29 protein-coding genes are annotated in these 26,988 nt (G+C 39.1%); 22 read left to right on the forward strand and 7 right to left on the reverse strand.

From position 1 onward, the window contains the following. Positions 1–94 precede the first annotated feature (94 nt). The 21 genes from JM79_RS15945 to JM79_RS16045 all read left to right on the forward strand — a co-directional run bounded on the left by JM79_RS15945 (position 95) and on the right by JM79_RS16045 (position 22,161). The gene (locus JM79_RS15945; RefSeq protein WP_141879111.1) at positions 95–973 is read left to right on the forward strand and encodes a S49 family peptidase; all 879 of its coding nucleotides are present in this window, start codon (positions 95–97) and stop codon (positions 971–973) included. A gap of 15 nt (positions 974–988) precedes the next feature. Continuing rightward, the gene (locus JM79_RS15950) at positions 989–3,196 is read left to right on the forward strand and encodes a hypothetical protein (RefSeq protein ID WP_141879112.1); all 2,208 of its coding nucleotides are present in this window, start codon (positions 989–991) and stop codon (positions 3,194–3,196) included. A gap of 60 nt (positions 3,197–3,256) precedes the next feature. Continuing rightward, positions 3,257–4,093, forward strand: coding sequence for a hypothetical protein (locus JM79_RS15955; protein WP_141879113.1), 837 nt, complete (start codon positions 3,257–3,259; stop codon positions 4,091–4,093). Between the two features lie 70 nt (positions 4,094–4,163). Beyond that, positions 4,164–4,850 carry a hypothetical protein gene (locus tag JM79_RS15960; protein WP_141879114.1) on the forward strand — a complete coding sequence of 229 codons (687 nt, stop codon included), beginning with the start codon at positions 4,164–4,166 and terminating at the stop codon, positions 4,848–4,850. A 78-nt stretch (positions 4,851–4,928) separates the two neighbouring features. Further along, complete coding sequence (locus tag JM79_RS15965; RefSeq protein ID WP_141879115.1) at positions 4,929–5,891, forward strand: hypothetical protein; 963 nt, start codon at positions 4,929–4,931, stop codon at positions 5,889–5,891. Further along, complete coding sequence (locus JM79_RS15970) at positions 5,891–6,217, forward strand: hypothetical protein (protein WP_141879116.1); 327 nt, start codon at positions 5,891–5,893, stop codon at positions 6,215–6,217. Before JM79_RS15965 ends, JM79_RS15970 begins: the two co-directional genes overlap by 1 nt. Positions 6,218–6,221: 4 nt before the next feature. Beyond that, on the forward strand, positions 6,222–6,884 hold the full coding sequence (locus JM79_RS15975) for a hypothetical protein (RefSeq protein ID WP_141879117.1): 663 nt from the start codon (positions 6,222–6,224) through the stop codon (positions 6,882–6,884). Beyond that, positions 6,853–8,556, forward strand: coding sequence for a hypothetical protein (locus JM79_RS15980; protein WP_141879118.1), 1,704 nt, complete (start codon positions 6,853–6,855; stop codon positions 8,554–8,556). Before JM79_RS15975 ends, JM79_RS15980 begins: the two co-directional genes overlap by 32 nt. 230 nt (positions 8,557–8,786) lie before the next feature. Continuing rightward, positions 8,787–9,056: a hypothetical protein gene (locus tag JM79_RS15985; RefSeq protein ID WP_141879119.1), complete on the forward strand. Its 270-nt coding sequence runs from the start codon at positions 8,787–8,789 to the stop codon at positions 9,054–9,056. Between the two features lies 1 nt (position 9,057). Continuing rightward, complete coding sequence (locus tag JM79_RS15990) at positions 9,058–10,449, forward strand: hypothetical protein (protein WP_141879120.1); 1,392 nt, start codon at positions 9,058–9,060, stop codon at positions 10,447–10,449. Continuing rightward, positions 10,446–11,384 carry a DUF6712 family protein gene (locus tag JM79_RS15995; RefSeq protein ID WP_141879121.1) on the forward strand — a complete coding sequence of 313 codons (939 nt, stop codon included), beginning with the start codon at positions 10,446–10,448 and terminating at the stop codon, positions 11,382–11,384. Before JM79_RS15990 ends, JM79_RS15995 begins: the two co-directional genes overlap by 4 nt. Continuing rightward, the gene (locus tag JM79_RS16000) at positions 11,381–11,662 is read left to right on the forward strand and encodes a hypothetical protein (RefSeq protein WP_141879122.1); all 282 of its coding nucleotides are present in this window, start codon (positions 11,381–11,383) and stop codon (positions 11,660–11,662) included. The genes JM79_RS15995 and JM79_RS16000 overlap by 4 nt, the downstream gene beginning before the upstream one ends. After that, positions 11,628–11,942, forward strand: a complete 315-nt coding sequence (locus JM79_RS16005) for a hypothetical protein (RefSeq protein ID WP_141879123.1) — start codon at positions 11,628–11,630, stop codon at positions 11,940–11,942. Before JM79_RS16000 ends, JM79_RS16005 begins: the two co-directional genes overlap by 35 nt. A 95-nt stretch (positions 11,943–12,037) precedes the next feature. Next, the gene (locus tag JM79_RS16010) at positions 12,038–12,580 is read left to right on the forward strand and encodes an SPFH domain-containing protein (protein ID WP_141879124.1); all 543 of its coding nucleotides are present in this window, start codon (positions 12,038–12,040) and stop codon (positions 12,578–12,580) included. 1 nt (position 12,581) lies between these two features. Next, a complete protein-coding gene (locus JM79_RS16015) occupies positions 12,582–13,439 on the forward strand; it encodes a hypothetical protein (protein WP_141879125.1) in 858 nt (285 codons plus the stop codon). Then, the gene (locus JM79_RS16020; protein ID WP_141879126.1) at positions 13,417–13,866 is read left to right on the forward strand and encodes a hypothetical protein; all 450 of its coding nucleotides are present in this window, start codon (positions 13,417–13,419) and stop codon (positions 13,864–13,866) included. The genes JM79_RS16015 and JM79_RS16020 overlap by 23 nt, the downstream gene beginning before the upstream one ends. Positions 13,867–14,128: 262 nt before the next feature. Further along, on the forward strand, positions 14,129–14,590 hold the full coding sequence (locus JM79_RS16025; protein WP_141879127.1) for a hypothetical protein: 462 nt from the start codon (positions 14,129–14,131) through the stop codon (positions 14,588–14,590). A gap of 107 nt (positions 14,591–14,697) precedes the next feature. Further along, positions 14,698–15,087: a hypothetical protein gene (locus JM79_RS16030; RefSeq protein ID WP_141879128.1), complete on the forward strand. Its 390-nt coding sequence runs from the start codon at positions 14,698–14,700 to the stop codon at positions 15,085–15,087. Next, a complete protein-coding gene (locus JM79_RS16035) occupies positions 15,080–18,181 on the forward strand; it encodes a hypothetical protein (protein ID WP_141879129.1) in 3,102 nt (1,033 codons plus the stop codon). The genes JM79_RS16030 and JM79_RS16035 overlap by 8 nt, the downstream gene beginning before the upstream one ends. Then, a complete protein-coding gene (locus JM79_RS16040) occupies positions 18,178–20,280 on the forward strand; it encodes a hypothetical protein (RefSeq protein WP_141876204.1) in 2,103 nt (700 codons plus the stop codon). Before JM79_RS16035 ends, JM79_RS16040 begins: the two co-directional genes overlap by 4 nt. Then, complete coding sequence (locus tag JM79_RS16045) at positions 20,281–22,161, forward strand: hypothetical protein (protein ID WP_141876205.1); 1,881 nt, start codon at positions 20,281–20,283, stop codon at positions 22,159–22,161. It begins immediately after the preceding gene. Positions 22,162–22,286: 125 nt separating this feature from the next. Here JM79_RS16045 and JM79_RS16185 read toward each other — a convergent pair whose 3' ends face one another. From JM79_RS16185 to JM79_RS16070, 6 genes are all read right to left on the reverse strand, one after another. Then, positions 22,287–22,433, reverse strand: coding sequence for a hypothetical protein (locus JM79_RS16185; protein WP_185739436.1), 147 nt, complete (start codon positions 22,431–22,433; stop codon positions 22,287–22,289). Between the two features lie 2 nt (positions 22,434–22,435). Next, complete coding sequence (locus JM79_RS16050; RefSeq protein WP_141879130.1) at positions 22,436–22,693, reverse strand: hypothetical protein; 258 nt, start codon at positions 22,691–22,693, stop codon at positions 22,436–22,438. Positions 22,694–22,958: 265 nt separating this feature from the next. Next, the gene (locus tag JM79_RS16055) at positions 22,959–23,390 is read right to left on the reverse strand and encodes a hypothetical protein (RefSeq protein WP_141879131.1); all 432 of its coding nucleotides are present in this window, start codon (positions 23,388–23,390) and stop codon (positions 22,959–22,961) included. A 32-nt stretch (positions 23,391–23,422) separates the two neighbouring features. Continuing rightward, positions 23,423–23,728 carry a hypothetical protein gene (locus JM79_RS16060; protein WP_141876209.1) on the reverse strand — a complete coding sequence of 102 codons (306 nt, stop codon included), beginning with the start codon at positions 23,726–23,728 and terminating at the stop codon, positions 23,423–23,425. Positions 23,729–23,738: 10 nt separating this feature from the next. Further along, positions 23,739–25,028, reverse strand: coding sequence for a site-specific integrase (locus JM79_RS16065; protein ID WP_141876210.1), 1,290 nt, complete (start codon positions 25,026–25,028; stop codon positions 23,739–23,741). A 234-nt stretch (positions 25,029–25,262) separates the two neighbouring features. Next, complete coding sequence (locus tag JM79_RS16070) at positions 25,263–26,084, reverse strand: BRCT domain-containing protein (RefSeq protein ID WP_141879132.1); 822 nt, start codon at positions 26,082–26,084, stop codon at positions 25,263–25,265. Between the two features lie 306 nt (positions 26,085–26,390). Here JM79_RS16070 and JM79_RS16285 point away from each other — a divergent pair, with 306 nt between their 5' ends. Beyond that, a complete protein-coding gene (locus JM79_RS16285; protein WP_260443469.1) occupies positions 26,391–26,522 on the forward strand; it encodes a hypothetical protein in 132 nt (43 codons plus the stop codon). 9 nt (positions 26,523–26,531) lie between these two features. On the opposite strand, the gene JM79_RS16075 is transcribed toward JM79_RS16285, so the two are convergent. Next, the coding region (locus JM79_RS16075) for a helix-turn-helix transcriptional regulator (protein ID WP_141879133.1) at positions 26,532–26,988 on the reverse strand (457 nt) is incomplete at its 5' end.

Here is a 26,988-nt window from a genome sequence, read left to right on the forward strand (position 1 = left end):
AGAAGTCTTTAAAACCCGCTATAACAGGCGGTTTTTTTGTGTCCTTTTCTAAGCATCCCGCTGCTTCTATCATTGTACTTACCAAAATTGTACAATGTTCACAGACACAGAATCTGAAATTTTATCGAGCACTTGGGCGCTATCTGAGCAGCACGCACAGCCATGGCTATTAATGGTTGCACAGATCCTGCAGGGAAAACAAGTTTCCCAAGCCGATCCTAATTTTAAAAAGGAAGTCCGCGGATATATTATTGATCAGGACGGGCAGCCTATAGATCGAAATGAAAATCCCAACACACCTATCAACAGTATTGGAGTCATTGAGATTTCCGGTCCTATGGTTAAAAAAGGAAGCTGGTATCGATGGGGCGCTGAAGAATTAGTGAGAATCGCGGAATACTTTGAAAGAGATCCTAATATCATTGGTCACATCTGGTTACTGGATTCTGGCGGCGGCTCTGTAAACGCCATTGCTCCATTCAGAGAATTTCAGAAGAAAAAAACAAAACCACTTATCGGCCTTGCCGATATGTGTGCCAGCGCAAACCTATATGCAGGCGTTGGATGTGACAAGTTAGTTGCCCGCAATAACATCTCTTCCATGTTTGGAAGTATTGGTGTGATGGCAACCCTAATCGACTACACCGAATATTTAAAGGCAATGGGAATTAAAGAGCGATTAATCTACGCTTCCCAGAGTTCCTTTAAACATAAAAGCTACAACGAAGCCCTAAAAGGTAAAGATGGAGCATTTAAGAAAGAGCACCTGAATCCGCTGGCGATTCAATTCCAGGAGTTCGTCAAATCACAACGCCCAAAATTAAAGACAGACGTAGAGGGAATCCTCGAGGGTAAAATGTTCTATGCTGAAGAAGCACAGGAAATTGGTTTGATAGACGGGATCATGGATTTTGAAGAGGCTGTGGAAGAGGTCAAATTCCTCTCACAAGTGAGAACCTACATGAATAATTAACCCAAAACAAGAAAAATGAAAAATTTAAAAGTGTTTTTCCCTTTCCTGATGGCCTTCTTTAATATCGATGCGAAGACATTAATGGATAACAAGGAAAAACTTGAATTGAGTGACGAGCAGAAAGCCGAATTTGATGCGAAAGCAGGTAAAGAAGGATTTTCTGAAAAGTACCTGAAAGACTTTAACACCGAGATTGGTGCTGAAGAAGAGCAGGAAGAAGACGATGCAGAGATCCAGGCACTTGCTGCCAAGTATATGAGTGAAGACTCTGACGGTGGTGAAGGCGAGGAAGAGGAGGAAGAAGGAGCAGGTGCTCCAGACGAATCTAAGTCTGCAAAAGCCCCGGCAAAAACTGCTGGTGGACAATCAAAGAAATTATTAACCACCATGGATTCCAGAATTAAGAAACTGGAAGCCGAAAAGAAGATGCTGGCTGGAATTCCTGAAGGAGACGAGTCGGTTGAAACTATCAAAGCATCTCATATGAAGAACGCGAATATTAGACACAGCAAAACGCATTTGTTTGCTCAGGACCATTCCTATAATGCCTTTGAAGGTCGCCCTTGGAACGAAGCTGCGAGACAGGCGCTTGGAGGACATCAAATCACTGCGGAAACTAACTGGACTGAGACAGCGAATATTGATAAGCTGAACTCAGACATCCAGGCATATTTCCGTAAGGAAGATCAAAGAATTCACGATACCATGCTGGATGGTTTGGAAATGAAGAAATACGTAGAGTTAATCTCCGGAGTTTCTGATGAGTACATCCATACACAAATCGTAACCGGTGAGATCACGCAGTCTCTGAAATCTAAATTCTTACCGAAAAACAAAGTGAAATTTGTTGCTGAGAAAGGAAAAGTAAGAGACATCCAGATCGATATGCTTTTTAAAGGATACCAACTTAAGAAACTGGAAAAATCCTACCTGAAGCACATAGCATCCCTTGGAATCACAGATTCAGATCCTCACAAAATGACGTATGTATACTACGTGGTTGGTAAGATCATGGAACGTGCGCGTAAAGAAGATAAGATCGTAATGGGTCGTGGAGTCTACTTCAAGGATGAAGAGAGAGATACACCTGCTAGCTTTATGAATAACTTTTCTGGATTCTTGAAACTATATCTTGACGCTAGAGGAGTTAAGTTCCGTCCATTCAAAATGGGTAAACCTACGAAGCTAAACGTTCATGATTATGTAAAGAAAATGTGTGAGAACTTACCATATGATGTAAGTATTCTTCCAGATCTTCAATTCGTGTTATCTCCTTCCTGGAAAAGAGCTTACAATGATTCAAGAAGAACTATTTACGGTGGAAATACCGATTATAAAGGTGATACAGATACTGTAGACGATTTCTCTAACATTGAACTGGTTACTTATGATCAGATGGAAGGTGAAGATTTTATGTACATCACTACCAAGGATAATGAATATGCGTTAACTGATAAGCCTGACGAAGATGGATTTATCCAGTTTAGAAAAGGTGGATCAGATCCAAGAGATATCCAGGCTTATGGAGATTACAAACTTTCCGCTTATGTGGCCATGTTTGGGCGCAAGCAATACGACTTGCCAGAAAATAGCTATGAGAACCAGTTGGTATTTTCTAACGATGTGGAGCTTTTAACTAATACATATGTGCCGGTACCGGCTAACGAGTCTGTTCCATCACTTGCAGATCACCAGAGCATCGTAGTGGGCGCTAATAACACCGAGGCTACAGATATTACCAATTTCGCAGATGCGACTCCAGGAGAGCGTATTTACATCTTAGGTAATGCAGATAACCTGAAGTCTACCGTGAAGAACAATGCGAACATCATCCTTGAGGCTGGTGACTTCGTAGCGAGCAATGGAAGCCTTTTAGTGCTTCAGGCACTTGATGGTGGAAAATTCATCGAGATTGAAAGAAAAATGGTTGGAGCTGAAGAAGAAGAGCAGCAAGTTGTATTAGCAGCAAATGCTACTACAGCTAATGCTGAAGAAGGTAACAGCTTTGTGACCAGTGCAAACACACAAGCTACTGCACTTACTACTATTGAAGGTGCAGTTCCAGGTGAACGATATACCATCACCGGTGGATCTAATGATAATGCGACTACAATTGCTAACGGAGGAAACTTCTTCCTTTCTGCAGACATCGCTCTTACTACAGGTAAATTCTTAACAGTAGAACTTATCGGTGGCAAATTCAGAGAGATTGCCCGAGGATAATTTAACAGCCGATCTCATACTCTGGGATCGGCTTTAATTCACTTAAATAAAACTTAGATTATGAGTTATGTAAAAATAAATGTTCTTAAGTCAGCGCTTGGTGGAGCTATTGGTGCTTCCGAGGGTAAAGACAATCACATAGTAATATGGGATTGGGATGATGTAAAGAATGCTCCAGGTAGAGATTCCAAAAAAATCAAGATGCCGGGACAGTTTCTTTTCAAAGAAAATAAGTATGCAATTTTAATGTATGCTACTTCCACCACTATCGATCTTCCAAGGTCTAGTGATGGTGAGGAAGATAATATTAGTGTTACATCACTTCCACAATTTAGATACCCAGGATCTCCTTTAGAAATAGAAGAATTCTTCGCTAACTGGACCGGTAGATCAATAGGTGTGGCTGTAAAAGTAGGAAGCTGTGATGGTGGAGAAGCTTTTTACCGTGTATTCGGTACTAAGTGTAAACCATTATCACTGATGTTTGAAGGTCAAAACAACAACGACGGGACATCAGACCTGGTTAAATTTCAACAGTTTGGTAAATCTAACCTTCTACCAGGTAGATACTACGGAACCTTCACCTTTGACGAGGCAGAACTGGTTGATCAGGATACTGCGACTCCAGATGTATTGGCGGGAAGTGGTGAATACCAACTTCAGGCGAACACAGTGCCTACAGCGATTACAGCATTGTCTAATCCTGTTCACGGTGGTGTTTATACACTTATTGGAAGCGGTGGAGCGAATGCTTCTACGATTGCTGCTGCAGAAGAGAAGATCTTCCTGCTTGGCGGAGTAGACTGGACAGCAGATGCAGGCGCCAGGATCACCCTTAAAGCTTACGAACATACCGAAGGCTCATTTATATTCTTAGAGCAAGCCAGAAGTATCTAAAATAGTTTGTTAGATTAGTTAGTTAGAAACCGCCCTGCATTTTGTAGGGCGGTTTTTTTTATATTTGGGTATGAGTTTAGTTGCAAAATATATTGAAGAAATCGTGGATCATTGCAAAAAATATGGATATGATCCTGGACATTCATTCTCTATTCCTTCGAAACAGAAGAAAGAAATTATTGAAATACTAGATGCTAGAGGTTATCATTCTCAAATTTATTCTGAATGGAATGGCTTGTGTAAAATGTTTGTTGCCGATAAAAAGTTAATGAAAAAATTAAAAAAAACCGGCTGTGATTTTTATGCAGAAATTTCTGATTTTAAAATGGATCAATTTAATAACCCAATAGAAACATCTTTTCTCACAGATGAAATTATACAAAGACTAGCAACTACTTCAAGAGCTGCCAGACGCAGAGAAACTTATCCGCAGGTAAATATAACTGGGAGCGCTTCTGGTATCAAGGGAGTGATAGATGCAAAGCGAAGTGAATGGTTACGTAAAGCTCAAAATGCACCATTGGTGGATGTGGATAAACTCACTACAGAAAATGCTGAAATCCTGGGGAATATTCAATTTATTTCTATGCATTTGGATTTTGAGGAACTTGAAAAAGCTTACTATAAACTTCCCGAAGATTTCAAACCCACTAAACTATTGCTCAACCCGGTTAATCGCGGAAAATTTGAAACTTATAAAGGAATTGAGATAGAATATAAAGAAGCTATCAAAGAAAATAAATTCCTATTTGTGTAACAGCCGGTAACAGCTGTCCTTTTACCCCTTGTTACCTGTTCCTAAGTTTGATAAAATCAATAATTAAACTTTGGAACCATGACTTCACAACAAAATGAAGTTGTAGATTTTATCAAGCACGACCGTACTTTAAGCGGCGCACGTAAAATTTACAACACGCTCCCTAACAGATCCAGATCTTTTCATCACCAGCTTAACGGGATGACCAGTACACCGGCAAACCTGGAACGAGCGATTTATCAACTATGCAGAGCTGCAGGAATAGACCAGCGAAAAATGAACGCTTTACTGCAAAGCCCGGTAGTTAAAAAAGAAGAGACTCCAGAAAGAGGTGTTGTAATTTTAGGAGCTGGCAGTTCCGGAGTAGTTTCCCTGGCAGCACGCGTGATGACCTTTTCCGCAGATACTGCAGAGTGGCCAGATATCCAATCATTGGCTGCAGATATTGCCGAAGCTAAAGACAGAAAAGCAGAGGGCCGCGATAAACCTTCACTTATTGCTTTTATCCAGGAAGAACGTGCACAGTTAATTGCTGAAGAAGCCAAGGAAGTTCCCATCAACGTAAAAAAATCTATCAAGCTTAGAGAGCAATTTCCTTTCATTAAAAAGAAAGACTGCCCAGATGTATTAAAAGTGCTGGTAAACGATCTTATAAGCGCTTACGATGCCTATAAAGAAGGCCGTGAGAAGTTATGGGCGAGTATGAGCGAAGAGGAAGAAAAGATTCTGGCTCAGGAAATCGTAGATAATTTTATCGAAAACAAACAGGCTTATGATGAGCTGGAGCATTTTCACAAAAACGGAACGCTGCTCGGCGAACATCCAATTTTTAGAGAAGCTGAGATCAAGGCCGAGCTGGAGAAACTGGACGGTGAAGAGCTTAGAAAAAGATACCAGGCACTACGCACCAACGTTTCCAGGAATGAATCTAAAGCTGAAAAGGCTGAAGACGTAGAAAAGAAAGCAGAATATACTGAAAAGGCTGCAGACTATGCGTGGCAGCGTGATTATGTTTCAGAACTTCTGAAATCTAAAAAATAATGCCATCTAATGCTGAAATAATAGCAGCTCTTGATGAGCAGACGCTTATTCATATTGAGAAGCTTGCAGGCGGTAATATGGCCCCCAACATGATCGCCCGCAGGCTTTCTATTCCCATTAAAGACTTTATGCGCATTTGGCGCGAAGAAGATTCTGCCATACGTGAAGCTTATGAACGTGGCAGGTTAGAATTGGATGAAATCAAAGCAGACAGTCTTAAGGTACAGATGGAAACTGGCAACGTGACAGCGGTACAAATTCACGATAACCAATCCCGAGTAGCCGAATTTGAGGCTGCCAAAAGAGACATTTTCGAGCTTGACTAAAAAAATGGAACAGATCATTGAAACAATTGAGGAACTCGATAAAATCGAGGAAGGTGATCATTTTAGCCTTTTAGAAGAATGGATTGAAGGTGGTACCGATAAGCTGCCCGAAGAAATGCTCATCTACTTAAAGCAACTGGAATTAATTCGTGGGTTCTTTTATGCTGGCGATATTAATCCCAGGAAGATCACTCGAAAGTTACAATTACATTATCCAGATCTAAGCATCAAGCAATGCAGAACCCGCATTGATGATGCCCGGGTTTACTTCTATTTGAATGAAGAAATAAAAAAAGATTTCTACAGGCGTATTCATTATGAACAGCAAATGCAAATGTACAAGGTGACTAAAACCACTGCCAAAACGCATGCTGAAATGAAGATTGCCAGTGATATACTTAAAGAAGCCGGAAAGCTTATTGAACTGGATAAGCCCGATAAAGAAACGCTACCGGAAGAATTCTTCATTAAACCAAACCGCTTCTTCTCTCTTAAACCTTCAGATATTGGGCTGCCCGATGATATGAATCGTAACGAAGTAGGAAACTGGCTGGATAAGCTTCAAATAGCCGAAACAGAAAAATTCAGGCTTAAGCAGGATTTAGGTTCAGAACCAAGACAAATATTCGATTACGATGGCGAAGAGGACGATCACAGCGGAGAATGACCAGGTATCTGTAGCTTACATGAACTGGCTCCAGCAGCTGGTGCTTATGGTAGGTCCTAAAAATGCCGCTATCATCGCCGCTCGTGCGATGGGAAAAACCACGGGTATTCTCGCCCCCAGGATTCAGGATGTTAGTTATGATATGCCCGGCTGTTATATGGCTATTTCCGGGGATACTTTTATGAACCTTCGCAAGAATGTGGTTCCGTCGCTTATGGACGGTTGGAAGATTCACGGCTGGCATGAAGATCATCACTACGTGGTAAACAAAAGACCTCCAAAAACCTTTGGGAAACCGTACAAAGCTCCTATAGAATATAAACATAGTATTACAGATTTTCTGGGAACACACTATAAGATGATAAGCCAGGACCGCCCTTCGGGGGGTGCCGGGGACTCCTATCAGCATATTGTTGGGGATGAAGTAAAGTATCAATCTAAAAAGAAAATAAGTAAGCTTACTCCTGCGAAACGTGGTGGTGAGTTAAAGTTTAGAAAATCGGTTTATTATGGTGGTGTCACCTTCACTACCGATATGCCTAATGTGAATCACGGTGAACATGACTGGATCCTGGACATGGAAAAGAACATGGATAAGGCTCAAATAAAGCGAATTATTTATGCCGCTTTTATTCTGAACGAAATACGCGCTGAAGTTTTCCATGCAGAGCAGGAAGGAAATCGTTCCAAGATTGAAAAAGCAAAACGAAAGTTTAAGCGTTGGGAAGATCGCTGGATCTCCCAGCGAAAAAACAGCACCTTCTTTTATATCGCATCCAGTTTAGTAAACCTCGATTTCTTAGGATTTGAATATTTGTTAGAACAGTTTGATGAGCTTGATTTTTCAGAATTATGTTCTGCTATATTTTCCATTCAACCCAAAATGGAAAAATCTAAAATGTTCTACCCGGCTTTGTCCGAGAATTTATTTAATAAAGACGGCTGGGACTACAGCAAACTGGATAACGACACCGACTGGACGCAAGAATACCAGGAAAGTTCCTTAGATTTAAAATACATCGATCACCGTGCACCCATTGAAGCTGGAATGGATACAGGAGGAATGTGTTCGCTTGTAACAGGACAGGAACAGGGAAATAAGATTAGAGCTTTAAAAGAATTTTATACCGTTGGAACAGACTTCTTGATTGAACTCGGAAAACAATTTCGTGATTTTTACAGGCATCATAAAGAAAAGCATTTGGAGTTGTGGCCAGATCGTGCAGCCTTCGCTTATAAAAAACAGGGAGAAGATCACGCCAGTAAGTTTAAGAAAGCGATTGAATATGATGAGTTTGGAAATTCTACCGGCTGGACAGTTACGATTATGAACGAAAATCAGGAAACGATTTACCACTGGCAGGAATATGAACTTGCTTTAGCATTTATGACCAGGTCGAATCCAGACCTTCCAGAGTTACTAATTGATGGGAATACCTGTAAATGTTTAAAATCATCGATGGAGCTGGCAGAGAAAATTATTAAAACCTCAAAAACTGGATCTAAGACAGTTCACAAAAATAAAAGTTCAGAAAAACTGCCGGAAAAAGACCTTCCAATGAAGTCTACCAACATGAGTGATGCCTTCAAGTATTTCATGTGCAGGCCGAAGTTTTTGGAAAAAATAGGTGGTAACACGGTAAGATTCACCGGAATGCCAGGTGCACACTAACAAGTTTTCCCTTGAAAAGTTCAAGTTTTCGCAACTATTTCCCTGAGGCAAATGGTTAAATAGCTGAAAATCAGCGAATCGACCCTATGCCCTATTTTTAATTTTCAATTCGTCTCACAGTTCTGCCCGCCACGCTCAGACCTCTAAACGTAATTACACTTTGTTACCTTTTTTAGAGATATGATTGGGTGTCCTTTTGCTGCCGCTTTCGCTTCGGTAATATTGAGACAATGAATACAACTACCTACACACTTGAAGAGGCTATTACGCTAATGAGGAATTGCTCTAAGCTTAGTAAGCCATTCAGTATCTACTATGCTAAGCTTGGAGGTGGCAAGAAGCGCATCGTTAACGCAAGCCTTCGGCCCATGGCATCAACCAAAGATGATCGCAATGCGAAGTACAAACTTCAGCTAAGAGACAATGATAATCATGTAAACAGGAGTTGTTACATCCCTTTGCTAATGGAGGTGAATGGGATAGAAGTCAAATTGAAATAAGATGGGACACAGATTACCTTCAGGAAAAGAATATTTAGGTGTAGCAGATGGCAAGGCTCATTACTTCGAGATAGCAGGCCGAGAGGCAACTGGATCTAACGCATCCAATTCTAAGGAAGAATTCAGCCGGTGGAATGAGAACCCATTAAGATTGGGAGACTACCAAGTAATACCCTTCGGCACCAACAATGATATACCAGATGAAGTCCAAGAAACTATATTCCCTAATCACCTTGCTCCTACAATACTTGATCGTAAGTCTAACTTAGCCTTTGGTCAGGGGCCTTACCTGTACAGGTTCAAGCCGGACGGAAGCCAGGCAACCCGAGATCCAATAGAAGATGCGGCAATTACCCAATGGCTGGATGATATCGATGTAGAGATACTTTCCTTTCAACGGTCTGTGGAATATTATTACATAGATAACGTGTTTACGAAGATTCGTAATCTTAGAGGCTCCAGGCTTGGAATGAATAAGATGGCGCCGGTACTGGAAGAAATGACTTCCAAGAGATGCAGACTGGCTTATAGAAAAGGAGCGAGATCTAAGAAACCCACGCATGTGGTGGTGGGAGACTGGAAGAATTCCTCTAACCAGGCAGACTTTGAAGTATATCCACTTTGGGATCGTAAGAACCCCACTAAATATCCAATATCTATTCATTACACAAACTCCAAAAGTTTTGGAATGGAAGATTATGCGTTACCAAAAGCATATGGAACTCTCAACTGGATAAAGAGATCTACTGCAGCTCCACGTATTATTGAAGCTTTTACAAATAACTCTCTAAATATTCGCTTTCATATAACGTCACCTCAGAAATTCTGGTCTGATAAGGAACAGGAATTAAAAAATAAGTGTAAAAACACTCAGGGACTTACTTATAGCCCCAAAATGCTAGAGGATCTAGAAGAGCAAATCTTTGATAGCTTATCTCAGGTACTTTCCGGAATCGATAACGTGGGCAAGTTCTGGCACAACAAAACCGTAACCACAATGATAGGTAATACCCCAGTTGAAGAAGGCTGGAAAATCACACCTATTAAGCAGGAAGTAAAAGAATATGTAGAAGCCCAGATCAAGGTAGCAGATAAGTCCGATTTTGCCGTACAGGCCGGTCTATCGCTTCATGCTTCCCTTGCTAATGTTGGTGCAGACGGAAAGTCCGATTCAGGCTCTGAACAGCTTTACGCTTACCAGATCCACCAGTTAACTGGAATACCTGTCGCAGAGCTTTTTATCTGCAAGGTCTTTAACGATGTGATCAAGGCATATTTTAAAACCGACATCAAACTTGGATTCTACCAGATTTCAGCACAAAGAGAACAGGACACTTCAGAATCTAGCCGAACAAAAAACCAATCTGCCATTAAACCTAAAAAAGCCGAATGAAACTACTTTTTAATAAAGCAGACCAGGGACAGGAAGAAATTAAGGAGCTTTTAGGCTTCATTAATAGAGATCTCAAATACAAAAATCTAGTTTCAGATATCGAGCTGCAAACGCCATTACTTATAGATTTTATAAGTAAGCCGGTGTACGATAAGATAGAAGAATTCTACCAGAGCGAACAAACTGGAGAGAATGCTGAAATCATGAAGGTAGCATTAAAAACTGCGCAGCTGTACATCTTATTACAAGCTTACTTGCAGTATGCTCCTAATGCAGATGTAATGCATACTACCTCCGGTAGAAATGTGCAAATGCCAAATAATTCCAAGATGGCTTGGGACTGGATGCTGAAGAAGGATGAAGTAAATACCGAGCGTAGAAGCTACCGCGCCCTGGACGCTTTAATTCAGGCATTAGATGAAATGGAGCTGGCAGAATGGATCGCCAGCGAAGAATATAAAACCGCTCAGGGTTTATTTATTACCAGAACAAACCAGTTCCAGAAGATCTACCCTATAGAAAATAGCGGGCAATTGTACTATCGTATGGTGCCTTTTATGAGCGATATCGAAGCAGAGACGCTTATCCCTATCCTGGGAGTAGATAAGATCGAGGAGCTAAAGATTGATCTAAATGCAGGCACTTTTACACCAGATGGCCAGCTTATTCTATACTGTCGCAAGATCGTTGGTTTTCATGCAATGTCACGAGCGTTGACTTTACTGCCAGATGAGATGCTGCCTTTCAAGTACAATGTGAAAATGAAAACTGAAGACTTGGAAGCGCTAAGGGAAAGCCGGTCTGCTAAATTCAAGGGAATGGCCGAGGATTTTGAAAAGCTTCTCGAGCAGATCTTTGCGGGGCAGAATGAAGTAGAGTACGAAACAGACCAGCTCTACGGAATAAAGGATGGAAAGAAACATGTAAATCTATGAAATATTACAGTGAAAAGCAGAGAGGAAAACTTCACAATTTAATGCTGAAGCTCGCACTCAGGAAAGCTTTAAAAAGAAAGAGGAGATTTCGTGCATTAAGGAAAAATCCAGTAAGACATGCTGAATATCAAATTGGAGTAAATGTTTTGGGTCAACCAGTTTATGCAATCCATACTATTTGCGAAACACTAAGTAAATATCAAAAACCAGGAATACAAGTAACAAATCAAATTCTAACATCTTATGAACAAACTAAAACTAATTTTTCAAGCCATTAAAGCATTCTTTTACAGTTTAACCCCGCAGGCCCGAAAGGAAAGGCGAGAAGAAAAATACTATGAGGAGGCACTTAAGAATATGCAGGGACCAGAAGCTCTGGAGCTATTTCAAAAAAGAATCCTGCAGCGCGATATCAATGATTTTCTGAATAGAGACAAGAAGATCAGGATTTTACCAGAAACGCAGAAAGTACTGCTGGTAAAAGATAAATTCCGCAAAGATTTAAAATTGCTTAAGCTTACCGTTTGCCCAGAAACTATAAAATTAATTAGCGCATGATGCCATATATAGATTCATTATCTGTTTTTTGGATCTGCTTATGTATTGGCTTTTGCTTTTTATGTATGGCCTTAGGCGGGAAATGGAATAAGTAAATGGGACAGATTCAACAATTTATAGAATACATTTTTAATGCACTCAAGATATGGGTGATCGTGCAACCATGGGAAGCCGGCATTCGGGTTCGTAACGGTAAAAAGATCAAAAAACTAGATAAAGGCATTCACTTTAAACTACCCTATTTTGATAGTGTTTATGTCCAGGAGATCCGCCTTCGTGTAAGAGAATTGCCCATGCAAACACTTACTTCTAAAGATCTTAAAACCATCACACTTAACAGTTCGATTGGTTATTCTATAAGAGATATCGAGAAGCTATACCAAACACTATACAGGCCAGAAATGACCCTTCAAAACATTGCGATGAGTGCCATTGCAGAAGTTGTTTATACAACGAATGCCAGGGACGTAAGTCCGGAGTTATTAGAGAAAAGTGTTTTATCAAAACTCTCTGCAGAAGATTACGGTCTCAACTACGAGTATTTTAAAGTAACAAATTTTGCAGTGGTTAGAACGTACAGGCTTATCCAGGATCAAAGCTGGGTAGATTCTGGATTTTCTTTAAATGAAAAGAAATAACATGCACAGCATTCAATTCGGTAAAATAACCAAAGAATTTCCTGAAGGTATTGCAGAGATGAGCGATGCACAGTATCGCTATTTTTCATTCCTGGAGCTTAATCGCCAGCAAGGTCGTATGGATATGAAAACCCTGGAAACATTGTTTGTCTATTTTGTAATGGATATGGTTCATGCCAGCGAATCTCCAAAATCAGTAGAAAACATCACTCGCCTTCGTGAGTTGGTACGCCCCTATTTTGTAGATCAGGAAAGCAAGAATAAAAAAGAGATCCGGAAAATTGTAGATCTTAATTTTGTGAAGAATCCCCTTCCAGAAATCATCATAGATAAGACTGTTTTATTGGGACCCGATGCTGCCCTGGCTAATTGCAGCTATGAAGAAGTATTTGTACACTGCCAGAATGCGATGATCGATTTTTGTAATACAAATGATCAGACATGCCTTGATGAAATGGTAGCCGTATTGTACAGGCCGGCACGCAAGAATAAACGCCCAAAATTTTCTTCGGAAGATTTAGAAGAAAGAATCCAGCTGGTAAGCAAATTACCACCAGAAGTGAAATTTGGAGTTTTTATGTTTTTCTCCAGCTGCCACAAATTCATTACCACTGCAGATGCACTTACATTAAAAGGCGGAATTGAGGTAAACATTGCCCAGCTTTTCAAACCTTCTAAGAAAAAAGCAAAAGGCGTGGGACCTGTGGGTGTCATTTGGGACCTCGCAGAAAGTAATGTTTTCGGGAATGCAGAAGACACTGGAAAAGTAAATGTGTACGATGTACTCGTGCGCATGGTGCAGTTGCATGAAAAAGCAGAAGAATTAAAGAAAAAAGATGATCACAGAAGCAAAACTTAGCAGGATCCAGGAAATGGCAAAAGCCGATAATCCTGAAATTAAACATAACATCACTTTAGTAACAGATGAAGATGTTGCGATCTTCACCAGGGATATGCCTGGCGATGAATTAGTTCTTTTTGGAGTTTTACCGTCTTTTGGTTTAGACTTTAAGAACCTGGATGAGTTTAAGCATAAGAATAAAATGATTTTCTTCTTAATGTACAAACATGACATTAACGAGGGGTATGATGCATACCGCAAGCTTTATAATGATACTGCAGCACACGTGCTCCGGTTCGAAAAGTGGTTGTTTGAACAAAGCGAAAAGTTTCAGGGTGATTGCCTTTTTAAGGATATAGATTTTAGAACTTTTGATGCAGATCCCGTTAGTAACTACAAAGGCTTTTATGGGTATATGATGCATTTCGATTTAAAGACAAAATAATATGGGACCTAATAAAATAAATGAAGATTCTTTTAAAGTTCATGAGTTTTATAGATATGAAAATACAGAACCAACCAGAGCTGAAAGAAGAAAACTCGAGAGACAAGAGAATAAAAATCGATTCAAAAAACAATGAAAATAATACACCTTAATACCAACATACAGATTCGTTCACCGGGTCCTACTTCCCCACGAACGTCTGTCATACGTCCCTTCGGGGACGTTTTTTATTATATATTAGTAATTCAATTAATACTGTACTATGGGAATATTCAACCGAAAATCTAAAATAAACAAAGGTTATCAGGAACTATTAATGGAAGCGCCAAGCATTCCAGACAGTACTTTTTTATTGGAAGATGAAGAAACAAATTCATCTAACCAGAAATTAAAAAATTACTTTAAAAAAACCGATGAACTATATTTCTGGTATTTCGATGAAATGGTATTAAAAGATTTTGAAGGCATACCAAATAAAAACTTCATCTTTCATAAAAGAAAAATTAATTCGGTGAAAAATCTGAAGGATATCGTCAACCAATTTTACAATCATTATGGTATTGATGATAATGGAGCCGGTATGTTTGATAAGCAGGATACAATTGATATCAAAGAAGGTTATTGGAGCGGAAGAACTTACACAGATTCTAAACATAAACATCCGGCATTATTTTCATACGATAAAAACGAAGGATTGGATCTCACCATTTTCTATACTGGATAAAATCTTCAACATTCCTAAGAACCGCCAAAGTGCGGTTTTTTTTATGTCTTCACTTAACCTTCTAGTGTGTCCTTTTAGGAGCGCATCCGCGTTCCTAAACTTGTATTATGAATGGCATAGAAACGCTTCAGTCGCGTAATGGCGACAACCTGATTAAAAAAGCATTTATAGAAAAGGTTCTCAACGAGGAAGCCGAAAATATGAAAAATGCTCAGGATCGAATTTTATCAAATTTAACTTCCACCCAGAAGATAGATTTAATTGAGTTCTCCAGAAAATATACGGTCACAGACGCTACACTTCATCATGAACATCATATACAACAGCGTTTTATAGATATGAAACGTACCAGATACGGAAAGCAGAAGCCTGTTAAAATTCATAACTCCATTATCTACGGCCATTTCAACAATATCATTTTCAAGTTAAAATATAACCTCACTGAACAAATTCGGGCACAGTTAGGTAAAGACCTAAATATTGAGCTTTATGGGTAAGAGAATTACAGATGAGAATTTAAATCTTAATATGACGATTAATGGAGGTGATAAGAGTATGAAAGCTCTTGGAGACCTTCAATCTTCCTACAGGAAATTAAAAAACGAAGAGGAGGATTTGCGAAAAGCAAAACAAAAATTAATTGCAGAAGGTAAGAAGGAATCTGATGCTTACGATCAAATCAGGAAGGATCTGGAAAAAGTAAAGGTCCAAATGAATGAGAATAAGGATAAGCAGGAAGATTACCGTAAAGAAATTGGCCTAGCTTCCCTGAGTGTTAATGAACTTACCAAAAGACAGAGAGCGCTCAATGCTCAAATGAATGCTGTCTCACCGAAAACAGAAGACTGGAATCAGTGGAATTCTAAATTAAAAGAAACTCAAAAACGTCTTAAAGATGTTCGAGATGAAATGGGATTAACCAAGGAAGAAATGATGGATTCTTCTGAAGCTGGAGAGCAGCTTATGGTTGCAACATCAGATATTTTTCAAGGTTTACGAGCGGGTAATCTTCAACAGGCGAATGCCGGCCTTGTGGTGATGCGAAGTAACATGAAAGCACTTACCGCTCAAGCATGGGCTTTTGTCACTACTCCTGTAGGTGCCACACTTGCAGCGATCGCCATTGCTGTAGGAATGTTTAAAGTATGGCATGATTATAACAAAAATGTACGTAAAGCTGCGATACTTACCGAGCGCCTAACCAATCTACAAGGCGATGCTGCAGATAAAGCTCGAACTCATGCAAAAGCTTTAGAAGAAACTTTTGGAACAGATTTTAAAGAGACCTTAAAATCAGCTAAAGCCATTTCAAAAGAGTTTGAAATAGAATTTTCTGAGGCTATGGACAAAATTGAAGCGGGTCTTATTAAAGGCGGTGCTGCTAATGATGAGTATTTTGATAGCATTCGAGAATATTCAACCTTTTTCGCTCAGGCTGGGTATAGTGCTGAAGAATTTATTAATATCGTTAATACCGGTTTTGATCTGGGGATCTACCAGGACAAACTTCCTGACGCACTTAAAGAAGCAGATCTCAGTTTAAAGGAGCAAACCAAGTCTACAAGAGATTCATTAGTAAATGCCTTTGGAGCTCCGTTTACAGATGAGATTTTAGAAAAAGTTCGCTCTGGTGAAATGACTACCAAGGATGCTTTAAAAGCGATCTCTGAGGAATCTGTTCGCACGAATATTAATGTCCAGCAAAACGCTCAACTTTCCGCTGATATTTTTCGCGGGGCAGGAGAGGACGCTGGGGGAGCTCTTAAGATATTCCAGGCAGTCAACAAATCTTATGAAGAACAAACAAAGGCTTTAACACCACTAGAACAACAAATTAAGAATGTTGCCGATGCCAACAGAGAACTTGAAGAAGCTCAGGATAGAGCGCTAAAATCTGATAAATACATTGCATTTACTAATGAGATCGAAGTAAGCTGGATAAAGTTTAAAACCAGCTTTTTCAATGGTGTAGATGGATTACTTAACGGCTTGTTAGATGCAGATACGGCAATAAGAAAATTTTTCTTTCAGACAGTTCAATATACTAAAACAGCATTTTCAGGCGAAGATGCAGACTGGGATAAAATTGGGGCACGATTCGACGAAATTGAAAGACGTAGAAGAAAACTTGCAGAGCAGCAACAAAAAGAAGAACAGGAACGCCAAAAAAATGGATCTGGAGTTTCGGGAAATTCAGATAGCGGAGATGAATACCAGGCCGAATTAGAAGCTGCTAAAAAAGCCGCTGAAAAACGTGCAGAAGATCTTCGAAAACTTGAAGATGATTTTTACAGGGAAAGAGAAAATAGGTTAGCAAAATCTAATGAGGCAATGGCAATCCTGGAAAGAGACCGCCAGATTCAGGAAGCTAAGAATGCAGGTGCTAGTCAGGAATTTTTAAAGCAGATACAGGAAGAGAACCAGATTAAGATTGATGAAGCAAAAAACAAAGATGAAGAAAAAGAACTGGAGAGAATCGCTGCATTTGAAGCGAGAAAGAAAGCCTTAAAAGATGAGATTGCTCTGAGTAATGCAGAAAGTGATAAAGAAAAAGATCTTTTAGCAGCTGAACAGAAATTTGAGGAAGAAGAGGCGAAGCTGGAAGCAGAAATAGAGCGTCTGGAACTCGAGGAAACTCAAAAGAATGAGCTCAAAAAAATACTGAAAGAAAAGCAAGAAGCCGAAATAGCAGAGATTGAAGCGAGATATGATGCCATTAGAGCGAAAGAAGATGAACAGAATAAAGCTGCCCAGCTAAAAAGGGAACAACATTTTGCCAGGGAATCTGCTCGAGCAACAGAGACGCTAGAACGTGCAAAATCTGATGCACAGCGGGCAGGTTTACAAATGTTAATGAGTTTTGCCGGTCAAAAATCTGGTGTCTACAAGGCTTTATTTCTTTTAGAAAAAGGATTGGCAATTAGCGAAATTATAAATAACGGAGCAAAAGGTATTGCTATCGCTAAGGCTAACCACGCTGCAGTTCCAGCAGTAATTCCTGGAACAATTTTACCTAACCCAACCTGGATGGTTTCCCTTCAAAATATGCTTACCAATGTTGCTTCTGTAAAATTAAATACAGGATTACAGCTGGCAGAAGTTGGAATGACTACCCTAAAAGGTGTTACTGGATTTGAAAAAGGAAAATATCCAGACTACATGGATGTAACCAGGACAGATGGTAAACGTTTCCGTGCGAGGAACATGGGAAATGCCGGTACCAGAATTGTAAACGAACCAACTTACTTCCGGGATAATGATTATCTAACGGGTGAAAACGGTACCGAGATGATCATAGATAATGCTGTATTCCGTCAACTGGATCCACGTCTTATTAATGAGATCTTATATACCAGGCAGCGAGTAAAAGGTTTTGAAGGTGGAATGTACAAAAATCCTGCAGCCGCCGGTATGGGGCAGCAAATGCCAACTTCAGATCCAGAACTAAAAGCCATGCTGCTCAAACTAATGCTAAGGCTGGATGAACCTATAGATGCCCGTGTAAATTGGGGATATGATGAAGCTGAAAAAGATGCAGAGCTTAAAGGTGAAATAGATAGCAGTAAAAACAACGGTAAAATTACCTCATGATAGAATTATTACAGTCTCCAGATAAAAACAGGGTCATTGCAGATGGGAATGATACCGAGATATTATTGCAAGCGCGACAGGATCCAGATTATTTTGTGCGCGTAAAAGTCTTTATAAACGATGCAGCAGAGCCGTTCCTGGAACAAGGTTGGAGTAAAGATGAAAATGGTTTTTGCGAATTCAATTTAAAACATCTGTACCATTCTTATTTTATGAATGATACCGAGTGTACCTATACCACTGGATTCCATTCTAAAGAAGGTCTATTCAAGAAAGTCCAGGTAGTGGCAGAAGAGTACCAGATAGGAGCTTTGGTTCCAGTCGCTAGTCTTGAACTACCGCTATTCTATATTTTGAAAAATCACAGACCGGTACAGTTTAATGATGAATTGGAACTTCAGTTTCTTGGGCTTCCGCAGGAAAATATTAGCGTAGATAGAAATACCGGTTTTATTTTTCCCTTATACCTGCGCACCAATGAGCTATTAACGGTTTCTGTACGCAATGAACTCAATGAAGAAATTTATACCGAAGCCCTGGAAAACTTCCCGCTACAGCTCACGCAGTACGAAATCAATTTTCAAGATATAAACATCGCAGGTCTGGAATTTATATACGTAAGATTCAGTACTTCTGCAGGTGCCATCCAGAAGAAACTGGTATTTACAGATAAGTCATTATACCCTCCAAAAACTATCTTCTATCTTAATAATTATGGTTTTTACCTTTCAGCATGCCTGTTTGGTCGCAAGGAAGATATCTCTACACTGTCTCCAAAATCGTATATGCAAAAAGATGGTACCAGGGTAACGTATGATGTAGAAGATACCAAAGAACTGGAGTTGTATTCTGGCTATGGCTATAAATCGGTAACAGCACTAATTCATGCGATCGCCACGAGCACAGATGTAAGAATGCAACTGGAAAATAGCTGGGAACGCGTGGAGAGTACCACCAAGAAAGTAATTCACCAGGTAGACAACCAATATGTATATGGAGACGCTTTAAGGTTCGACAGGGTAAATATTCCAAGTTTCACCAACAGGAATACGTATGCGATGGTACCGGAAATAATAGATATTGTAGCTACAGGCGACGAGAACGAATCTATAGAAATTAGCAAGGCAGCGTTTTTAACGGCCTACACCGCTATTCAACCGGCAACTGTCCTGCAAATTAGGGAAGTACCGGTAAATGGAAAAATAAGTTTTGTAGACGGTGCCGGCATTAAAGAACTATCAGATCTAGTGGCGAATAATCCGGATATTTTGCCATATAGTATTCCGCTATCAGATTTTGTGAAGTTTATCTACGAACCAGACCAGAGAAAAGATGGGCTTCCACTCGACGAGATCGATTTTAAAATGGGAACAGAAGTAATATTGAGTAATACGGCTACCATTAACTATAACGTAAATGATATTCCAGATACAGATCTCCCTCCAGAAATTGTAGTAAACACGATCAAATACATTGCCCTGGACAATTCTAATAATGGTACCGGGCAGATAGACGCGACAGTAAATGTAGCTGAAGGTCACACAGCTACAATACTTTGGGAAGTTTTGGGAGGTGCGCCAATAACTTTTAATGATTCCAGCCTGGAAGACCCAACGCTGAGTTTAAGCAATGCCCAGGCAGATACTACGTACCAGGTTAAAATTACAGCGACAGACAACGTAAACGGTTTATCCAGTAGCAAAACGGTAAATGTCAATACAAGTTCTTTCCAGGTAAAAGTGGAGAAAATCAACTATCCCGAACAATCACAAAGTGAACAGGTTGATTTTAAATTTACAGGAGGGCAGCCCGGCGGACAGATAACATTTAAATTCACGGTACTCATGTACATGATAGTTTTTGGAGGTGCCAGATACGTATTGTATAAATATGGGTTGCCAGATGAAGCCATAAAATATACGGGTTCTGAGGATATTACTATAGACCTGGATGGGAATGGTGAATACTTACTACCGTGCCAGATTGTAAATGGTGCATTTTCTGAAGTTTCGGTAGAAGTAGAAATTATCGATGCTGTAGACCCTCAAATTATCGATCCCAACCAATTCAAAGTAACCGAAAAATTCTCAGGAGCATAAATGAAGTCATTCAGAATTATTACCAACGGAGTAGAATTAGATCACGTTCGTGAAGACGCAAAAATTCGCGAAGAAAACAGTTCCTTTTCCGGAGAAATTAAGGTGAAGCATAATACCAGGCCTTTAAGAATTATAGAGAATAGCAACACGCTTAAAGCGATGGGTGAGTTCGAAATTCATTCTGCAGGGAAACGAAAATATTTTAGATCATTGGTGGTAATAGGAGCGATTCGTCAAAACGCTGTAATTACACAACTGGAGAAATTGAATGGATTCAGGAAGTGTGATTTAAAGTTTGGCTCTGAAGTGAATGAGATCATGGATAAACCGATTGCTTCTTTCTTTCCGAAATTTAGTGTGATTGGTTCACCATTCCCAGAAAATTATAAATCAGAAGCTTCCCAGGAATATGGACATCAGCAAGCCTGGGTCAATCATGCAGAATTCATATCTAGAAAAATTTATCCTGAAGTAAAATGGCAACTTCCAGAAATTAGGTATCAGAATAAATTCGGTACAGATCTCAAAAGTGATGATCCACATTTTTTCTATCGTGGTCAAATTAACGGGCGGGACCTCGAAGGCTTAACGAAGAATTACCTTGTTTCAAACTCCAAGTATTTTACCGTACACAATAACAATGTCATTGCTCCGCATGTATTTTGGCTTGCTCCTATAGAATACGCTTTCGATTCGCTAGGATATAAACTCACCGGTTCGGTTCCGTTTCATCCATTCTTCAAAAGGTTGCTAATGGTTCCAGAGAATGACAATATGGTGAAAATTCCTAGGAAGCCACCAGGTGAGCCACTGGACATTACTTCAGTTCCCTGGGAGCAGGACTTCGTAAATGGAGTGGTAGATGGTATTCCCTACAGAACCTATGTGAAGAAAATAGAATTTACACCTGTAAATGCCGGTGAGCATGTATTGCGCTACGATATGTTTATCCAGGGAAATAACTTTCATGGAGTACAAATAGAACAGGCTGGGTTTTTAATTGCAAATGATTCTCGACTTTATGGTGGCACCTTAGAAGGAACTTTAAATTTTAACGTAGAAGAACCTGAACAAGATCAGCCGTTCCCAACATATACCTTCATATACCACAGCTTTGATAAATTCATTCCTGCCGAATTTGAAATAGGCTGGTACCAGGATCTTAGTGAACTCGATTTCTATGACATGCATCCCACCGTAGATTTCAGCCGGTATATTCCAGATTGGAATGTAGCAGATTACCTGAATAAATTTGCAACACTGTTCAACCTAAAGATTGATATTGATGATATTGAGAAAAGTATAGCCATTAATTTCAATGAAGAAGATTATTTAAAACACGGGAAAGTGGTGCCTATATTTAAAAGTCTTTATATAGCCCAACCTAAAAATATAGAAGCTGAAAGTTATTTCCTGAAGTATGCAAATAATACAGACCTGGGAAAATTCCAGGCTAACCATGAGGATGTAGAAAATGATGAGAACACTCAAAAGATCGAAACCGCATTTAAATATATTCCATGGCGGGTTCGAACTTCTGAAATGTCACAGGAGATCGAAGATAGAGATGGTGTAGGATTAGTACTTTACGATCCCGCCTTTCATCCTGGTACCGTAATTAGTTTTGAAGGTACCAATTTAAGTATACCTGGAGAAGGAGGAATCTTTGAAAGCTTCCACAAGCGATGGATATTTTTTAAGCTGAACGCCGCAAATATCACCTTGAAAGGACCCTTCTCTAAAACCGAATTATACCAGATATCGAAATATAAAAAGATCATGGTAGACGGGCAGCTCTACCTGGTAAAAGCGATTGATTATTCAGAAAATAGCCTTTCCCTTTTTGAAACTGAGCTTGAAGTTGCTTCTGTGAGTTATTAGTATATAATTAATTCTGCCGTTGAAGGAAAGCTACTTATCGCGAATATTCACTTTCCTTCCAGACTTGCAGATTAACGCCTGTAAAGTCTATAGAGGTAAATTTACCTTTTATCGTCATCCTGAACTTAATCAGGGTCTTGTTTTATAAAGTATTGGTTGATCAATTTGCCATCTTGAAATAAAAGAACATGAGAAAAAGATTCCTTCTTAGCAGGAAGAACACCTTCAGGAAGATTTAATGTGATGCCGTCATCATATTTAAATTTCGCCATAATTAGCTATCTAGTTTTAAGATGACTGATTCTAACAATGGTATTATATCTCTCTTGTCAGTACCAACTAATGCAGATTTAATATGTTTTAATTGAGAGCATATTTCCCACATTTCTTTATTATCGAAAGCATGGATAGAACATTCTGCTCTAAATTTTGGAGCATCAAGTAAAATCAAATCATCACCCACAATGGTGGATTCTATATTACGTAATTCTAATTTAGGATAAAATGCTTCAGCTAATTTTTCGTGATGCAAATTCTTTTATTTTTTCTTCTCGTGGAATTTCTTCATGAAAATCTATGTTTAATTGAAAATTGTATTTCATAGTTAATTCTTTTGAGTAAAATAATATTGATCACCGCCAATTTTTTCAGAAAATTCCAAAGTGATCCCTTTATACGAAGTCGTTCCCTTCGGGAAATAATACCTGGCGATTTCTGGTAAAATAGCTTTGAATTTTTCTTCTTTGCCGGGGAACTTTTGAAGGCATTCATCTAAAAACTGTGGCGCAGTTAGGGTCTTAGGAAAAACACCTGGGGGAGTTTTTTAGAAAACTATCCAGTTCATCCCGAACCTTCATCCAATCACCTGGCGCTTTGCTAGGTTCTATAATTTCAGGCTTTCCCTCTCCAGCTATACAGCCCTTGGTAATCTCATCATGATCAAAAATTACGATATCATTTTTGAATGCTGGATAACTTACAACTTTTCCGGGTTCTGCCACCACTTGCTCTTCATCTAATTTAATGGGTTCCATAGCACCACCAGATAACTGAGAATCTTCAGGACTCAATGCTGTTACCTCAATTTTATCTGAAAGCTTGTAAATTTTTTTACAGTTTCCGCAGGCAATTTCATAGGCAAAATAACCATCATAGTGATTCGCTTCACCACATGAACACGTAAAGTCCAGGCAGATATCGGTATTTTTAAATTGCATGAATGCTTCCATACCCAAATATAAAAAATTAACCTATAAGTTAATTAACTGGGCTTTGCATGAATATCCTGCATCCTTTTACTCCAGTGCTCATTGGTTTTAAACTTTGTATTATGATCATAGAAATAGCCTACACTCTCCCCTTGATCATAAGGTCCGTTGTAGTTCCATTGGATGCTTCTGGTAAGTTTATCCTGGTTTTCCAAAATAACACAATCTTCCAGATCTTCCGGATACTTCAAAAAACGCAGTTCAAAAGCTTTCTTTATTTGATCTTCGGTTCCTTCAGGAATTTCCAGTTTCTTTACAATGCTTCGGTTAAACCGGGTGCCTATATATGATTTCTCCATCCTTCCTAATTTAAATATCTATTGAGTAAACGTCAGAATGATCTGGAGGTAACGCATAACTATATTGCCTGAGGTATTTTTTCACCCCTTCAATAGAACGGTGGCCAGTATGCCCCATTAATTTCGGATAGATTTCATGCTCGGCTAATCCGTCATTTAAATAGCTCTGGTAAAGATCCATGATAGCGGTATGCCTGATGCTGTACAAACCGTACTCCCTCCCGAAACCTAGTTTGTTTTTCACTTCAGAAAACCTACGCCCCATCGTGTCTACTTTGGTCTTCAGCTTTTTCGGTTCCCAGACGCCCGGCTCATTCCAATAAGTGAATACATGGTAATGTCCAGGCTTCCCCTTAATATCCAGAGCCTGTATCGCAGGTTTAATCTTTTCAATAATTCTTCTTCTGGACCTGCTTTCAGTTTTAGTTTTTACTTCCAGCAACCAGTCTTCAGTATTAAGATCTTGGATGCGCAGTCGTAAAACTTCCCTTGGCCGCAGTAATGCATAAAATATGAGCTGTACAATGGGGATCATATAGGGATCGTCGCTGGACAGCGTCTTGATCACTTTCACTAATTCTTCCGGAGTAAACGCTTTATTGTTTTGCGGATCCTCATCTTCCAGCGGAATCCCAATAATGAAGTTATCATTAATGAGCCGCTCATTTTTCATAGTGCTGAAAAGTGCAGAAAGCGAACGTTTATGGTTGTTAATAGAAGTACCGCTTAACGGCTGCTTATCATCTTTGATATACTCAAAACGCAGCCAGTCCCAAAACTCATAAAAATGATCGATCCCAAATTGCTTTACATCCATTCCCGAAATTCCGTTTGTAGAGCTCCACTCATTAAACCGGTCCAGGTGAAACTTATAGCCGTCCACGGTGGGCTGGCTCTTTCCCTTCTTCTTAATGTCGAAGGCATATTGTAGAGCATCTTTTAATGAAACAATTTTCTTTCGCCTACTACTACCTGAAATGCTTTTGGTTTCCGGGTTCCAGCCTTTCTTTAAAGCTTCGTGATATTGTTCTGCCATTAAATTCCCTGCAGCTTTCCGTTCTTTGACGGTTTTGAGGTAGTTCAGATTTCTCTTAAATCTAGGTTGGTAATCGAAAGGACCTTCAGGATTTTTACGCCACCAGAAGTAGACATACCAGTACTGCCCAGGAGCTACAGAAGGTTTTCCATCTACTTTGGGTGTAAACAATTTTGGTTTAGAGTATCGTTTCTTTGCCACGAATATTTCTAAGCTACTGTGATCGTTTCTGTGTACGACTTTTATTGGATCGCTTTTTTTCATAATGAAAATGGCAGCGAAAAAAACTAAAAAACCCCTGTGTTTGCAGGGGTTTTCAAAGTCTAGTACTCGAGGCGGGAATCGAACCCGCACTTCCGAAAAAACTGGATTTTGAATCCTGACCCTTGTGCTATTTTCGCTAACCTTTATTGATTATCAATGATTTAATATTTAAAATTCAAACTTCATTTTTAAAATCTGTGTACGAGTTTGTTTCCCGAATTTGTGTACTAATCCTTACGAACCTGTTCTTTCCAAATATTCATAAAAATCATTCTCTTTAATTATCTTGATATCATGACCTTTTTTTTGCCTAGATATAACATCCTCAACTTTTCGCCCATAAGATGCAAACGTCCAGGCAGGACTTCCAGCTCCACCAATTATTAAATAGTTTAATTTATTTGAAACATTGTTTTTTCGAACTCCACCATTACGCTCGACACGAGAATACAAAGTTTCCTTAGTGCCTTTATTGAGTTCTCCAGTAATGCAGACCCATTTCCCATGTATCGGTTCTTTTATTTCGATAGGATTGATCTTGCTGAAGGAAATGCCCGTTGTGTCTTCTTTTATTGTAGACATCAATTTCTTATCATTAAGCTCTACAAATTCTTGAAAAAAAGATTTTATAGATTTAATTTCTTCATCATCGATCACTCCATCATCCAAGATATCAGAAAGAAGTTTGTATAATTCGGCGTATGGATATATTTCCGAAAGGTGTTTATTCTTTTCAATCCATCCATACAATTCTATAACCTCAAGATCTTCTATAACTCCATCAGATATAATACCATGGCAAATACCTTGCAGTGTTTGCATATCTGAAGTAACAGCATTGTAATAAATATTATTCTCCTGGTATTGTTGTGAGAGCCAATAAATATCTTCCAGGGTATCTAATTTGTCCGATTCGGTTAAAATACGATGTTGTATGGTGTGCAAGAAATCTTTAAAAGGATTCATGTGACCAAGACCCTGATTATGTACACACCATTTATTAAGCTCATTTATTTCGCCTTTGGTCACCTTTTGGTCCATGAGTATACCCTCCAAAATTCCTCTCAGACTATTTACTGCTTTGTCCGCTTCTGCTCTTGATGTAAATTTTCGATGATCTTTCCTAGGAGATTGCTTGGTATAAATAATGTTTTTAGAACTATCATATTTTTGGGCGAAACCGGCTTCTTAGATTTTTCTTTATAAGAATCATTGTTAGCTGACTTCAGTAAAAAATAAATCCCAATAGCAGAAACCAATATAATAACGACAAGCGTCCCCAAGGAGTTCATACGGTTTACTTTAAAAATTAGTTAGTATTACAAGACCCTACGATTCTTATTAACCAATAGTAACCTTGTTATGAAAATCGATTATTTACAGAAGCTCGATATTTTTGAGCAACTTGATTATTTTACCTCTTACCTGGAGAACCGTAAAAATTACCCTCCAGATGAACAAAAATTATTAGATCAATACTTCGAGGGCTTATAGTCCTCTTTTTTAATGCTCTCTTGCCTGGTATTCATTTAAGAAAGTTTCTAGATCTTCAGCTACTTTCAAAATTCGTTTGTTATCCACACTCTCTGTCCACCTAATTAATTTTAGATCATTTTTGAGACCCTGCATCGCTGCGTTCGCCAAACTTTCCAGACTTTTAGTTATGCCTTCGTTTAAAGAAACAACATTGGCATTCACCTGTCGAACATCTTGTTGAAGCTTTTCCAATGTAATCGATGAAGTGCGTTCATACTTTAAGCCTTCTTCTTTTAAAATCGAGATGTTTTTATTCTCCTTGATTTTCTCACCCAACAATTCAGATACAGAAACATTTAGAGCACTTGCAATATTCTGCAATTTTGAAATTGGAATATCAGTTTGACCATTTTCATAATTTACGTATGATCTTTTTGGAATACCAGTAAGGTCCACCACTCTATCCTGTGACACTCCTTTGTTT

The sequence above is a fragment of the Gramella sp. Hel_I_59 genome, from assembly GCF_006714895.1.
Lineage (GTDB): Bacteria > Bacteroidota > Bacteroidia > Flavobacteriales > Flavobacteriaceae > Christiangramia.